This is a genomic window from Modestobacter sp. URMC 112 (assembly GCF_053502575.1).
Genome location: NZ_CP199957.1, coordinates 3,126,768 through 3,139,929, shown reverse-complemented (window position 1 = coordinate 3,139,929; position 13,162 = coordinate 3,126,768). Strand labels below are relative to the sequence as shown.

General features: G+C 76.1%; 12 protein-coding genes and 1 pseudogene. 7 read left to right on the top strand and 6 right to left on the bottom strand.

Going from position 1 to position 13,162, the window contains the following annotated elements; all coding sequences use genetic code 11:
- Positions 1–6 precede the first annotated feature (6 nt).
- Both ACWIX6_RS14740 and ACWIX6_RS14735 read left to right on the top strand, forming a co-directional pair.
- Complete coding sequence (locus tag ACWIX6_RS14740) at positions 7–1,335, top strand: class II 3-deoxy-7-phosphoheptulonate synthase (protein WP_448613182.1); 1,329 nt, start codon at positions 7–9, stop codon at positions 1,333–1,335.
- A gap of 84 nt (positions 1,336–1,419) precedes the next feature.
- Complete coding sequence (locus tag ACWIX6_RS14735; RefSeq protein ID WP_448613181.1) at positions 1,420–2,457, top strand: threonine aldolase family protein; 1,038 nt, start codon at positions 1,420–1,422, stop codon at positions 2,455–2,457.
- Positions 2,458–2,512: 55 nt separating this feature from the next.
- Here ACWIX6_RS14735 and ACWIX6_RS14730 read toward each other — a convergent pair whose 3' ends face one another.
- On the bottom strand, positions 2,513–3,673 hold the full coding sequence (locus ACWIX6_RS14730) for a S8 family peptidase (protein ID WP_448613180.1): 1,161 nt from the start codon (positions 3,671–3,673) through the stop codon (positions 2,513–2,515).
- 348 nt (positions 3,674–4,021) lie between these two features.
- Between ACWIX6_RS14730 and ACWIX6_RS14725 the strand changes: the two genes are divergently transcribed.
- Positions 4,022–4,393, top strand: a complete 372-nt coding sequence (locus ACWIX6_RS14725) for a DUF2306 domain-containing protein (protein WP_448613179.1) — start codon at positions 4,022–4,024, stop codon at positions 4,391–4,393.
- Between the two features lie 7 nt (positions 4,394–4,400).
- Here ACWIX6_RS14725 and ACWIX6_RS14720 read toward each other — a convergent pair whose 3' ends face one another.
- Together ACWIX6_RS14720 and pknB are read right to left on the bottom strand one after the other, a co-directional pair.
- Entirely contained in the window at positions 4,401–5,285 is an 885-nt protein-coding gene (locus ACWIX6_RS14720) for a deoxyribonuclease IV (RefSeq protein ID WP_448613178.1), read from the bottom strand.
- 10 nt (positions 5,286–5,295) lie between these two features.
- A complete protein-coding gene (pknB, locus tag ACWIX6_RS14715) occupies positions 5,296–7,302 on the bottom strand; it encodes a Stk1 family PASTA domain-containing Ser/Thr kinase (protein ID WP_448613177.1) in 2,007 nt (668 codons plus the stop codon).
- A gap of 206 nt (positions 7,303–7,508) precedes the next feature.
- Between pknB and ACWIX6_RS14710 the strand changes: the two genes are divergently transcribed.
- From ACWIX6_RS14710 to ACWIX6_RS14700, 3 genes and pseudogenes are all read left to right on the top strand, one after another.
- Complete coding sequence (locus ACWIX6_RS14710) at positions 7,509–7,832, top strand: Rv2175c family DNA-binding protein (protein ID WP_448613176.1); 324 nt, start codon at positions 7,509–7,511, stop codon at positions 7,830–7,832.
- A 46-nt stretch (positions 7,833–7,878) separates the two neighbouring features.
- A complete protein-coding gene (locus tag ACWIX6_RS14705) occupies positions 7,879–8,223 on the top strand; it encodes a lycopene cyclase domain-containing protein (RefSeq protein ID WP_448613175.1) in 345 nt (114 codons plus the stop codon).
- A pseudogene (locus ACWIX6_RS14700) lies at positions 8,220–8,429 on the top strand (lycopene cyclase domain-containing protein); the annotation flags it as partial. The gene ACWIX6_RS14705 and the pseudogene ACWIX6_RS14700, both read left to right, overlap by 4 nt.
- Here the strand turns inward: ACWIX6_RS14700 and ACWIX6_RS14695 are convergent.
- Genes ACWIX6_RS14695 through ACWIX6_RS14685 form a run of 3 tightly spaced genes read right to left on the bottom strand, consistent with a single transcriptional unit; the run spans position 8,426 to position 12,011 of the window.
- Positions 8,426–9,379 (bottom strand): phytoene/squalene synthase family protein, encoded by a 954-nt coding sequence (locus ACWIX6_RS14695; protein ID WP_448613174.1) that lies wholly within the window; start codon positions 9,377–9,379, stop codon positions 8,426–8,428. The pseudogene ACWIX6_RS14700 and the gene ACWIX6_RS14695 sit on opposite strands and share 4 nt — an antisense overlap.
- A complete protein-coding gene (gene crtI / locus ACWIX6_RS14690; protein WP_448613173.1) occupies positions 9,376–10,881 on the bottom strand; it encodes a phytoene desaturase family protein in 1,506 nt (501 codons plus the stop codon). Before crtI ends, ACWIX6_RS14695 begins: the two co-directional genes overlap by 4 nt.
- Positions 10,878–12,011, bottom strand: coding sequence for a polyprenyl synthetase family protein (locus ACWIX6_RS14685; RefSeq protein ID WP_448613172.1), 1,134 nt, complete (start codon positions 12,009–12,011; stop codon positions 10,878–10,880). The genes crtI and ACWIX6_RS14685 overlap by 4 nt, the downstream gene beginning before the upstream one ends.
- A 238-nt stretch (positions 12,012–12,249) precedes the next feature.
- Between ACWIX6_RS14685 and metF the strand changes: the two genes are divergently transcribed.
- On the top strand, positions 12,250–13,146 hold the full coding sequence (metF, locus tag ACWIX6_RS14680) for a methylenetetrahydrofolate reductase [NAD(P)H] (RefSeq protein ID WP_448613171.1): 897 nt from the start codon (positions 12,250–12,252) through the stop codon (positions 13,144–13,146).
- Positions 13,147–13,162: the final 16 nt, after the last annotated feature.

Sequence of the window (13,162 nt, the reverse complement as noted above, 5' to 3'; positions counted from 1 at the left end):
GGACCTGTGAGTCTCGCTGAGCCCGTGCCGGACCTGGACCGGTGGCGGTCGCTGCCCGCCGCCCAGCAGCCGGAGTGGCCGGACCGGTCCGAGCTGGACGCGGTGCTGTCCACGCTGACCACGGTGCCGCCGATCGTGGCGCCGGCCGAGGTGGACAACCTGCGCCGGCAGCTGGCCGACGTCGCCCAGGGGAAGGCGTTCCTGCTGCAGGGCGGGGACTGCGCGGAGACCTTCGACCTCAACACCGAGCCGCACCTGCAGGCCACCACCCGCACGCTGCTGCAGATGGCCGTCGTCCTCACCTACGGGGCGAGCGTGCCGGTGGTCAAGGTCGGCCGGGTGGCCGGGCAGTACGCCAAGCCGCGGTCGTCCAACACCGACGCCCTGGGCCTGCCCTCCTACCGCGGCGACATGGTCAACTCGCTGACCCCGGTGCTGGAGGAGCGGGTCCCCGATCCCTCCCGGCTGGTCCGCGCGTACGCCAACTCGGCCGCGGCGATGAACATGATCCGGGCCTACGCCCGCGGCGGGCTGGCCGACCTGCACGCCGTGCACGACTGGAACCGGGACTTCGTGGCCACCTCGCCGGCCGGGGTGCGCTACGAGGTGATCGCCCGGGAGATCGACCGGGCGCTGGCGTTCATGAAGGCCTGCGGCGTCGACGACGCGGCGCTGCGCGGCGTGGAGCTCTACAGCAGCCACGAGGCGCTCATCCTGGACTACGAGCGGGCGCTGCTGCGGGTGCACGAGGGCCGCCCGTACGCGCTCAGCGCCCACTTTGTCTGGGTGGGGGAGCGAACCCGCCAGCTCGACGGCGCGCACATCGAGTTCGCCTCGAGGCTGGCCAACCCGATCGGCGTCAAGATCGGCCCCACCACCACTCCCGAGCAGGCCACCGAGCTGGTCGAGCGGCTGGACCCCGACGGCGTCCCCGGGCGGCTGACGCTGATCAGCCGGATGGGCAACGGGAAGATCCGCGACGTCCTCCCGGCGATCGTGGAGAAGGTGACCGCCAGCGGCCACCAGGTGGTGTGGCAGTGCGACCCGATGCACGGCAACACCCACGAGTCGCCCAGCGGCTACAAGACCCGGCACTTCGACCGGGTCGTCGACGAGGTGCTCGGCTTCTTCGACGTGCACCGCGGCCTGGGCACCTGGCCCGGTGGCATCCACGTCGAGCTCACCGGTGAGGACGTCACCGAGTGCCTCGGCGGGGCCATGGAGATCAGCGACGACGACCTGAACAGCCGGTACGAGACCGCGTGCGACCCGCGGCTGAACACCGGGCAGTCGCTCGAGCTGGCCTTCCTCGTCACCGAGATGCTGCGGGGCTGAACGAAGGACCCCCCTGCCCCCCACCGCTCGCGCGCTCGCGGCGGGCCCCTGCAGGAGGGCCGCCGTGCTGATGAAAGAGAGCTCATGTACGCCATCGACACCGACCGCCCGACTGACAGCGCCGGCGCGGTCGACCTCCGCTCGGACACCCTGACCCGGCCGACGGCCGGGATGCGCCGGGCCATGGCCGAGGCCGAGGTCGGCGACGACGTCTACCGCGAGGACCCCACGGTCAACGCCCTGGAGGAACGCGTCGCCGAGCTGTTCGGGCACGAGGCCGCGCTGTTCGTCCCCTCGGGGACCATGGGCAACCAGATCGGGCTGCGGCTGGTCTGCGAGCCGGGCCAGGAGGTGCTCGGCGACGCCGACGCGCACGTCCTCACCTACGAGATGGGAGCCGCGGCCGCGCTGTTCGGGCTGTCCAGCCGCACCGTCGTGTCCGAGGGCGGGCGGCTGTCGGCCGACCAGCTGATCGCCCAGGTCCGCCCGCACGGCGACTGGCACCTCACCGCCACCGCGGCGGTCGCGGTGGAGAACACCCACAACCGCGGCGGCGGGCTGGTCCAGCCGCTGGCGGAGCTGCAGAAGCTCCACGACTGGTCCCGCGGCGCGGGGGTCAACGTGCACCTGGACGGCGCCCGGGTCTTCAACGCGCACGTGGCCTCCGGCGTCCCGCTGTCCACCTACGGCCGGCTCGCCGACACCGCCTCCGTGTGCCTGTCCAAGGGGCTGGGGGCCCCGGTCGGCTCGGTGCTGGTGGCCGGCGCCGAGCGGATCGCCGCCGGCCGGCTGTGGCGCAAGCGGCTGGGCGGCGGCATGCGCCAGGTCGGCGTGCTGGCCGCGGCGATGCAGTACGCGCTGGACCACCACGTCGAGCGGCTGGCCGAGGACCACGAGCACGCCCGGCTGCTGGCCGAGCGGCTGGGCGTCGACCCGGCGACGGTGGAGACCAACATGGTGGTCGTGGACGACGTCGAGGCACCGATGGTCGCCGAGGCGGCGCGGGCCCAGGGCGTGCTGGTCGGCCAGGTGAGCGCGCGGCGGATCCGGCTGGTGACCCACCTGGACGTCGACCGGGCGGCCGTCGACCACGCGGCGAAGGTGCTCGCCGAGCTCGTCTGACCGCCGCGGCCCGCACCGCCCGGGGACGGTCCCCCGGGCGGCGCGGGCCCGTCGCTCAGTAGGAGCTGAACAGCAGGTCGTTGTTCGCGGTCTTTGTGGTCTTCACCGCGTCCTTGGTGGTGAGGGCCGCGATCGCGGCGCCTACCGTGCCCGGCGACGCGCCGGGACTGCCCTGCAGGTACAGCGCGGCCACGCCGGCCACGTGCGGGGTGGCCATCGACGTCCCGCTGATCGTGCTGGTCGCCGTGTCACCGGTGTACCAGGCGCTGGTGATGCCCACGCCCGGGGCGAACAGGTCGACGCACCTGCCGTAGTTGCTGAACGACGCCGGTGCGTCGGTCCGGTCGGTGGCGGCGACGGTGAGCGCCGTCGGGACCCGCGCCGGGGAGGAGTTGCAGGCGTCCTGCGGCCGGCCGGCCTGGTTGCCGTTGCCGGCGGCCACGGCGTAGGTGACGCCGTCGGCGATGGACGCGGCGACCGCGTTGTCCAGCGCGGTGCTGGCGGCGCCCCCCAGGCTCATGTTCGCCACCGCCGGCCGGCCGGGCTGGTGCTGGGCGGTCACCCAGTCGATGCCGGCGATCACGCCGGCGTTGCTGCCGCTGCCCGCGCAGTCGAGCACCCGGACCGCGACCAGCGAGACGCCCTTGGCGATCCCGTACGCCGATCCGCCGACCGTGCCGGCCACGTGGGTGCCGTGCCCGTTGCAGTCGTCGGCGCTGCCGCCGTCGATCGCGTCGTACCCCGACGTCGCCCGGCCGACGAGGTCGGTGTGCGAGAGCCGGATGCCGGTGTCGATGACGTAGGCGGTCACCCCGGCGCCGGTGGCGGTGTAGCCGTAGGCGCCGCTGAGCGGCAGCGCGCGCTGGTCGGTGCGGTCCAGCCCCCACGTCGCCCCGGCCTGCGACTCGCCGGCCGTGACCGGCTGGTCCGCCTCGACGGCCTCCACCCCGGGGAGCCGGGTGAGCTGCTCGGCCGCCGCGGCCGGGAGCGTGACGGCGAAGCCGTTGAGGGCCGCCGTGTAGACGTGGTCCACCCGCCCGTCCAGGGCCCGCGCCCGGGCGGCGACCGCTGGCGCCGACGCGCCCGGGGCCACCGTGACGATGTAGGTGGCCCGCGAGTCGGCGGGCGCGGCGGCCGCGGGACCGGCGGTGACGCCGATGCCGGTGGCGACCACGGCGGCGACGGCAGCGGCGGTCAGGGTCCTGCTGGGGGGCACGGGAGCTCTTCTCTGTCGGGTGCGCTGTGACACAGCGCGCTCACGTCCAGTGAAACCGCCGGACGTCGCGGACGAAAGCCGACGCGCCCCAGGCACCCCGCCTGACCCCCACCGCACCGTCCCGGCAGCCCCGAGCGACGGACCGCCGGGGAGTCGACGGCGCACCCGCGGGCCGGCGTCGGCGGCCGTCCGCAGGCCACGCTGGGACCTGACGACCGGGTCCGGCCCGCAGGTCGACCGGGCAGGTCCCCATGACCGACACCGACGCGGCCGTGCTCCCTCGACGTAGGAGCCGGTGGTCGACCGGCGCGTACGGCTGGCTCGTCCTCAGCTCCGGCGGCGGGTGCCGTGCTGGCGCCGCACAGCCTGGCCGGCGGGATCGGCACGGCGGGCTCCGGCACCCTGGCCGTGCTGTGGGTGTGCTGCGCCGGGGCCACCGCTGCGGCCGTCCGCCGTGGTGACGTCGCCGCCCACCGGCGGTGGGCGGTGCGGACGTTCGCCCTGACGTACGCGGCGGTGACGCTGCGGCTGCAGCTGGGCGTGCCCATCGGCCTGCAGGTGGTAGCCGGCGTGCCGGGCGGGACGGCGTTCCCCCGCGCGTACCTGCTGGTGTCCTTCCCCGGCTGGGTGCCCGACCTCGTCCTCGCCGAGTACCTGGTGCGCCGGCCCCGCGCCGCTCCGCCGGTGTCGCCGCGCGGGGCGGTCCAGCCGGCCACCTGACCGGGTGTCAGGCCGCGAGCAGGTCGCCGTCGCGCAAGGCCGTGAGCAGGGCGATGTCCCGGGCGTGCCCGCCGTCCGCGCTCGGGGTCTCCACCACCACCGGCACCCCGGCGACCGCGGGATGGCCCAGCAGCTCGGCGAACGGCGCCGTCCCGATCGCACCGGCGCCGATGGTGGTGTGCCGGTCGCGGGTGGAGCCGCAGGCGTCGAGCGAGTCGTTGGCGTGCACCAGGCCGAGCCGGCCGCTGCCCACGGTGTCCACCAGCGCGTCCAGCGTGGCGGTCATCCCGCCGGGTGCGGCCAGGTCGTGGCCGGCGGCCCAGGCGTGGCAGGTGTCGAAGCAGACCCCGACGGCGGGGTGGTCGTCCAGCGCGGCCAGGTAGGGGCCCAGGTCCTGCACCGTGGCGGCCAGCGACCGCCCGCCACCGGCGGTCGGCTCGACCAGCAGCCGCGGGCCGCCGCCGGGCAGGCCGTCCAGCACCGGCAGCAGCCGCTCCCGCAGCTGGGCCAGCGCCGCCTCGTACCGGTCCGCCGCGACGGCGGAGCCGGCGTGCACCACCACCCCGGCGCAGCCCAGCTGGGCACCGCGGGCCAGCGAGTGCGCGATCGTGGCCACCGACTGCTCGACCGTGGCCTCGCTGGGCGAGCCGACGTTGACCAGGAACGGCGCGTGCACGAACGAGGGCACGCCGCGCTCGGCGCAGCCGGCGGTGAAGGCGGCGTCCTGCCGCGGGTCGCCGGCACTCGGCCGCCACCCGCGCGGGTTGCCGACGAACACCTGGACCGCGCGGGCCCCGACGGCGTCGGCTGCGGCCAGCCCGCCGGTGGCGAGCCCGCCCCGCACCAGGACGTGGGCGCCGATCGGGGACAGGGCGGTGCCGGGCGGGGTCACGGAGGAGCGGTCACCCGAAGCTGATCAGGATGCGGACGGTGCTGCCCTCGTCGACGGTCTCGCCGGCCCGCGGGCTCTGCTGGAACACCCGCTCCCCGTTGATGAACGTCTCGGGGTCCGCCACCAGGCCGACGGCGGCCAGCGCGGCGGCCGCCTCCTGCTCGGACATGTTGCGGACGTCGGGGACGGTCACCTGCGGCACGCCCAGCGACACGGTGATGGTGACGGTGCTGCCGTAGGGCTGCGCTTCGTCGCCGGGGCCGGGGGCGACGGCCATGACCGCGCCGGCGGGGACGTCGGCGCTGCGGCCCTCGTCGCGCGCGACCACGAAGCCGCGCTCCTCCAGGTTGGTGGTGGCGGCCTCCGGGCTCTGGCCCACCACGTCGGGGACCTCCTCCGGCGCGCGGCCGGAGCTGACCACGACGGTCACCGACTGGTCGCGCGCGAGCTCCGTGCCGGCCGGCGGGTCGAAGGAGACCACGCTGCCGGTGGGCACCGTGTCGCTGAAGCCGGACGCCGGGACCAGTGGCGTCGGCTGGCCGGCGAGGGCCTCCTGCACCTCCTCCAGCGGGCGGCCCACCAGGTCGGCGGGGACGGTGAACCGCTCGGGGCCCTTGGAGACCACGATCGCGACGTCGGAGTTGATGATCAGCCGGCCGCCGTCGGGGTCGGCGGAGATGACCGTGCCCTCGGGGACGTCCTCGCTGAACTCCTCGTCGGCGAGGACCGGGTCCAGCCCGGCCTCCTGCACCAGCCCGATGGCGGTCTTCTCCGGCTTGCCGGCGAGGGACGGGACGTCGGTCCAGCGGCCCTCGCCCAGCCACCAGCCGACGGCGCCGATGGTGACCGCCAGCAGCAGGACCAGCGCGACACCCAGCCGCGCGCGGCGCCGCCGGACGTGCGCGGGCACGCCCGGCCGGACCCCCGGGCGGGGGGCCAGCGGAGGCCGGGCGCCCGAGACCGACGAAGTGGGACCCGTACCCGGGAGCATGCCGGTGCCCCGGGCCCGTTCGGCCGCGCCGAGCACCTCGGTGCGCGGGGCGCCGTCCCGGCCGGGGCTGCTGGGGTGCCGCGGCCGCGGCGCGGAGGGCCGGTTGGTGGGCCGCAGCGTTTCCGGGCCGCCGGCGGCCTGGCCGGTGGGCACCGGCACCCGGGCCAGCCCGAGGTCGGCGCGCACGTCGGCGATCTCGGCGAGCAGCGCGCCGGCGTCCAGCGGGCGGGCGGAGGGCTCCCGGCGGGTGGCCCGGGCCACCAGCTCGTCGACCTGCCAGGGCACCGTCGGCACCTCGGCGGACGGCGCCGGGACGTCGTGGTGCACGTGCTGGTAGGCCACGGCCAGCGGGGTGTCCCCGCCGTAGGGCGGATGGCCGGTGAGCAGCTCGAACAGCATCACCCCGGCGGCGTAGACGTCGCTGCGCGCGTCGCCGCGGCCCCGCTCGAGCTGCTCGGGGGAGAGGTAGGCGACCGTGCCGATGAGCACGCCGCCGGTGGCGGTGTGGCTGGTGGCCCCGCTGCCCTCGACGGCGCGGGCCAGCCCGAAGTCGGCCACCTTGACCTGGCCGTCGGTGGAGATCAGCACGTTCTCGGGCTTCACGTCGCGGTGCACGATGCCGGCCCGGTGCGCGGCGGTCAGCCCGCCGAGCACCGGCTCCAGGACGGCGAACGCCTCGCCGACGGTGAGCCGGCCCCGCGCCTGCAGCAGGTCGCGCAGCGTGCGGCCCCGGATGAGCTCCATGACCAGGAAGACCAGGCCCTGGTCGGTGCCCTGGTCGCTGACCGAGACGACGTTGGGGTGCCCGAGCATGGCCGCCGCCCGCGCCTCGCGGGTGAAGCGGTCCACGAACGCCGGGTCGTGCGCCAAGTGCTCGGCCATGACCTTGACCGCGACCGTCCGGTGCAGCCGGAGGTCCGTGGCCACGTAGACGGTGGACATGCCGCCGCGCGCCAGGTGGTCCTCGAGGCGGTAGCGCCCCTCGAGGACGAGGCCGACCACGGGGTCGGTCACGGCGGTCTCCACGGGGCCGAGTCTAGGAGCGGTCCGGCGGGGGACGACCCAACGACGCGGACCGGCCGGACCCCGAGTGCCCGTGGCGTCACAGCAGCCCCAGCGGGGCTCACCGGCCGCGACCGCGGGAGCCCGGCCGGCCGGTCCAGGGGGCCGGTGGGGCCGGCGTGCGGGGTGGGGCCGGTGGGACCGCCCGGCGCGCGCCATACCCTGGCCGGGTGGACACGCTCACCCCCGCGGAGGTCGCCGCGCAGCTCGGCGTCTCGCCCAACCGGGTCCGCCAGCTGATCCGGGACCGCAAGCTCATGGCCGTGCCCGGCAGCGGCAACGGCAAGATCCCCGCGGACTTCCTGCAGGACGGCGAGGTGCTGCGGCACCTGCCGGGCCTGCTCACCGTGCTGGCCGACGGCGGGTTCAGCGAGCAGGAGGCCTTCGACTGGCTGTTCCGCGCCGACGACTCGCTGCCGGGCACCCCGGTGCAGGCGCTGCGCGACGACCGGCACACCGAGGTCACCCGGCGCGCCCAGGCCCTGGCGCTCTGATGCGGCGGCGCGACGCAGCGTCCCGGCGACCCGACCCCGGTGCCGCATGGGGTCGCTGACCTACGCGGCGCTGCTGGCCGGCTGTCTGGTCGTCACCGCGCCGCTGGAGGTGTTCCTCGGGGTGCGCGTCTACGCCCGCTGGCGGCGGCTGCTGCTGGCCGTGCTCCCGACGTTCGTCGTCTTCGTGGTGTGGGTGCTGTACGCCATCGCCGCGGGGCACTGGGACTACAGCGACACGCTGACCCTGGGCCTGCGCCTGCCCGGCGGCATCCCGGTGGAGGAGGTGGCCTTCTTCGTCGTCGTCCCGGTGTGCGGCGTGCTGGCACTGGAGGCGGTGCGGAAGGTCACCGGCTGGGACGCCGGCTACCCCGCCGAAGAGGCGGACGCATGAGCTACTCGGCCCTGGCGGTGCTCGCCGTGCTCGGCGTCCTGGTGGTCGACCTGGTCGTCTACCGCACCCGGATGGTGACCCGGCGGGTGTTCTGGGTGGCCTACGCGATCGTGATCACGTTCCAGCTGCTGATGAACGGCGTGCTGACCGGGCTGGACGTGGTCACCTACGACCCGGCGACGATCTGGGGCCCGCGGATCGCCTACGCGCCGGTGGAGGACCTGCTGTTCGGCTTCGCCATGGTGACCCTGACCCTGGCCACCTGGGCGGCGGTCAACCGGCGGGCGAACACGCCCAGCCGCCGCGGCTTGGACACCCGCACCCGGCGGTCGAGCACCCGGTAGTCGGCCCGCTCGATCTCGGTCAGGATGCCGCCGTAGAGCGCGGTCGCCGCCCGCACGCAGTCCCGGGACTCCGGGGCGAGCATCGGGGTGCCGGGGGCGGCGTCGTCGTAGCGGCGGCGGGTCACCGCGACCATGTCCCGCATCAGCTCCCGGAACCCGGCGTCGAAGCGCTTGGCGGCCAGCTGCTCCCGGGTGACCCCGCGCGCGGCCATCATGTCCTCGGGCAGGTACACCCGGCCGCGGTCGACGTCCTCGCCGACGTCGCGCAGGAAGTTGGTCAGCTGGAAGGCCTCGCCCAGCGCGATGGCGTGCGGGGCGGCCTCCTCCCGGCTGACCCCCGGCGCGGTGCCCAGCACGGGGAGCACCTGCAGCCCGATCACCGACGCGGACCCCCACATGTACCGGTCCAGCGCGTCCAGGTCGGCGTAGCCGGCGACGTCGAGGTCGCTGGTCATCGCGGCCAGGAAGTCGACCAGGTGCTCGACCGGGATGTCGTACCGCCGGACGGTGTGCACCAGGGCCAGCCGGACCGGGTCGTCGGACCAGCCGGCGTCCAGCTCCGCCAGCGCGGCGCGGGACCAGTCGGCGAGGTCCCCGCGCGGGTCCGCACCCGGCAGGTCGACCAGGTCGTCCGCCGTCCGCGCGGCCGCGTACAGCGCGTGCACCGCCGGACGGCGGTCGGGGGTGAGCAGCCGGGTGGCCAGGTGGTAGCTCTTGCCGTGCTCGGCGTTGATCGCCGCGCAGTGCCGGTACGCGGCGTCCAGCCCCGCCTGCTGCTGCTCCCTGGACCGCGGGGGCGCGGGCGCGCTCACACCGGCACCGGTCCGGTGATCCGCTCGGCGGCCAGCCGGCCGCTGATCACCACCATCGGGACGCCGACCCCCGGCTGCACCGACGAGCCGGCCAGCACCACGTTCTCCGGGCCGCTGCGCGGCAGCGTGCTCGGCCGGAACGGGCCGGTCTGGCCGAAGGTGTGCGCCAGCGCGAACGGGGTGCCCACCGCCATGCCCTGCGCCGCCCAGTCCAGCGGGGACAGCAGCTCCTCGACCTCGACGGCCCCGGTGACCCCGGTCCAGCCGCGGGCCTCCAGGGTGGCCAGCACCTCGTCCCGGTAGCGGGGGAGCAGGGTGGGCCAGTCCAGGTCCGGGTTGCCGCCGCTGCGCCGGTCCAGGTTCGGGGTGGGGGCCACGACGCTGAGCACCTGCCCGCCCGCCGGGGCCAGCGAGCGGTCGGTCACCGACGGCATGCTGACCAGCAGGCTCGGGTCGCTCATCGGCCGGCCGTCCCGGGTCAGCTCCCGGAAGACCTGACGCCAGGCGGCGCCGAAGCTGATCGTGTGGTGCGCCTGACCGGGCAGCTCGGCGCGGACGCCCAGGTGCAGCGCGACGCAGGACGGCGAGTACACCGGCCGGCGCCGGCGGCGCAGCCCCGGGACGAGGGCGGACGGCTGGTCGACGGTGACGACGACGGCGTCGGCGGGCAGCAGATCGCCGTCCTCCAGGCGGACGCCGGTGACCCGCGACCCGGCGACCTCAAGCTCGGCGACGCCTCCGCCGTACCGGAGGACGACGCCCGCGTCGGCGGCCGCGGCGGCCATCGCCGCGGGCACCGCCGCGATGCCGCCCTCGGGGTGCCAGACCCCGGCGCCGATGTCCAGCTGCGCGATGACCGCGTACGCGGCGATGGCCCGGAACGGCGACACCCCGGCGTACAGCGCCTGGAAGCTGAACAGCCGGCGCAGCCGCTCGTCGGTGAAGTACCGGTCGACGTGCCGGGACAGCGTCCGGAACCCGCCCATCCGGGCCAGGGTGACCAGCTCCGGGCCGACCAGGTCCAGCGGGGAGTCGAAGTTGCGGTCGATGAACACCGGCAGCTGGACGCGGTGCAGCTCGGCCAGGTGGTCGAGGTAGCGGCGCAGCTCGAGCGCGGAGCCGGCGCCGCAGACCCGCTCCACCTCGGCGGCGAAGGCGTCCCGGTCGGCGTGCACGTCCAGCGCCGAGCCGTCGGCGAACTGCGCCCGGTAGGTGGTGGCCAGCGGGGTCAGGGTCACCCGGTCGGACAGCTTCTCGCCGACCGCGGCGAGCGCGTCGTCGACCAGCTCCGGGGCGGTGAACACCGAGGGGCCGGTGTCCAGCGCGTAGCCGGCCCGCTCCACCCGCCCGGCCCGCCCGCCCGGGCCCGGACCGCGCTCGACGACGGTGACCTCGCGCCCGGCGCCGCGCAGCCGCAGCGCCGCGGAGAGCCCCGCCAGCCCCGCCCCGACGACGACGACGCGGTCGGTGCGGCCGGGGACCGTGCGCAGCGCCCGGCTCATGCGGTGCGGGACGTCGCCGCGACCGCCAGCGCGTCCAGCGCGGCGCGGGCGTCCCCGGCGATCGGGGCGTCGGCGATCGCGGACCGGGCCAGCGCGGTCCGCTCGGCGATGCGCTCCTCGACCCGGGCCCGGGCGCCGGTGCTCTCGATCAGCCGGCGCACCGCCTGCAGCTCGGCCGGGCCGGCCGCGGGGTTGCCGAGGCCCTCGGCCAGCAGCCGGCGGCCGGCCTCGTCGGTCCGCTCCTCGGTGAGCGCGATCAGCAGCGTCTGCTTGCCCTCGCGCAGGTCGTCGTCGGCGGACTTGCCGGTGACGGCGGGGTCGCCGAACACGCCCAGCACGTCGTCCCGGAGCTGGAACGCCTCGCCCAGCGGCAGGCCGACGGCGGTGTAGGCCTCGGTCACCCGGGGGTCGGCGCCGGCGATGGCCGCGCCGAGCTGCAGCGGCCGCTGCACGGTGTACCCGGCGCTCTTGTACCGGGCCACGGTCAGCGCGCCGTGCGGGCCGGGCAGCCCGCCGGCGGCGCGCAGCAGGTCCAGGTACTGCCCGGCGGTGACCTCGGTGCGCATGGTGTCCCAGACGCCGCGGGCCCGGTCGAGGGCGGGGGCGGAGATGCCCGACCGGCGGAGCAGCTCGTCGGACCAGACCAGGGCCAGGTCGCCGACCAGGATCGCCGCGCCGACCCCGAAGGAGTCGCCGTCGCCGGTGAGCGCGCCGTCGCCGTGCCGGGTGGCGAAGCCGACGTGGGTGGCCGGGCGGCCGCGGCGGGTGAGGGCGCCGTCCATGACGTCGTCGTGGACCAGGGCACTGGCGTGCACGAACTCCAGCGCGGCCACCGCCCGCAGGACGGCGGCGTCGTCCTCGCCCGGACCGGGCACGCCGGCGGTCGCGCCGCGCCAGCCCCAGTAGGCGAACAGCGGCCGCAGCCGCTTGCCGCCGTCGGCCAGCGCGCAGACCTCGTCCACGACGGGGGCCAGGGACTCGTCCATCGCGGCGAGCGTCTCCCGCTGGCGGTCCAGGAAGTCGGTGAGGGCCGCGGCGACGGCCTCGCGCACCCGGGGCAGGTCGGCGGTGGCCGACGGGGACACCGAGGGTCCGGGAGACGGTTCGCGGTACTGCGTCCCGGCGGTCACCGGACCAGTATCACGCAACCGGATCACCGGCGGCCTGCGGACCACGGGGGTCGAGCGGCCCTGGGGCATGGGGTGCTCCTCTCCGCGCCGGGCCCGCCGGCGCCACGCGCGGCACCGGTGGGGTGCCGCGGTCAGGTGTCCTTCGCCCGGACGCCCCCGCGCGGATGCAGCCGGACGTGGCGCGCGGTCCCGCGGCGCGGGACCCCCGCCGGCCCGGGGCCCCGTACCCTCCGAGGGCGTGACCGGCACCGTGCGCGACCTGCTCGACGGCTCCCGGCCGACGTGGTCCTTCGAGTTCTTCCCGCCCAAGGACGCCGCGGCCGGTGAGCAGCTGTGGACGGCGCTGCGCGAGCTGGAGCGGCTGCACCCCTCGTTCGTCTCGGTCACCTACGGCGCCGGCGGGTCGACCCGGGAGGGCACCGTCGCGGTCACCGAGCGCATCGCCGCCGAGACCACCATGCTGCCGCTGGCCCACCTGACCGCGGTCGGGCACAGCGTCGCCGAGCTGCGGCACGTGGTCAGCCGGCTGGCCGCCGCGGGCGTGCGCAACCTGCTGGCGCTGCGCGGCGACCCGCCCGGCGTCGACCCGCAGGCCGAGTGGGAGGCCCATCCCGAGGGCCTGCACTACGCCGCGGAGCTGGTGGAGCTGATCAAGTCCATCGGCGACTTCTCCGTGGGCGTGGCCGCCTTCCCCGAGCAGCACCCCCGCTCGGTCGACGCCGAGACCGACACCGACATGTTCGTGGCCAAGTGCCGGGCCGGCGCCGACTTCGCCATCACCCAGATGTTCTTCCGGGTGGAGGACTACCTCCGGCTGCGCGACCGGGTGACCGCGCGGGGCTGCGACGTCCCGGTCATCGCCGGGGTGATGCCGGTGACCAGCGCCCGGCAGATCACCCGGATCGTGCAGCTGTCCGGCCAGGCGTTCCCGGCGCACCTGATGGAGCGGTTCACCGAGCTGGACGGCGACCGCCCGGAGGACAAGGCCGCGGTGCGCGCCTACGGCGTCGAGGTGGCCACCGAGATGTGCCGCCGGCTGCTGGCCGAGGGCGTGCCCGGCATCCACTTCATCACCATGAACCGGTCGACGGCGACCCGGGAGGTCTTCTCCGCGCTGGCCCCGGTGCGCGCCTAGCTGTCCCCAGCGCGGC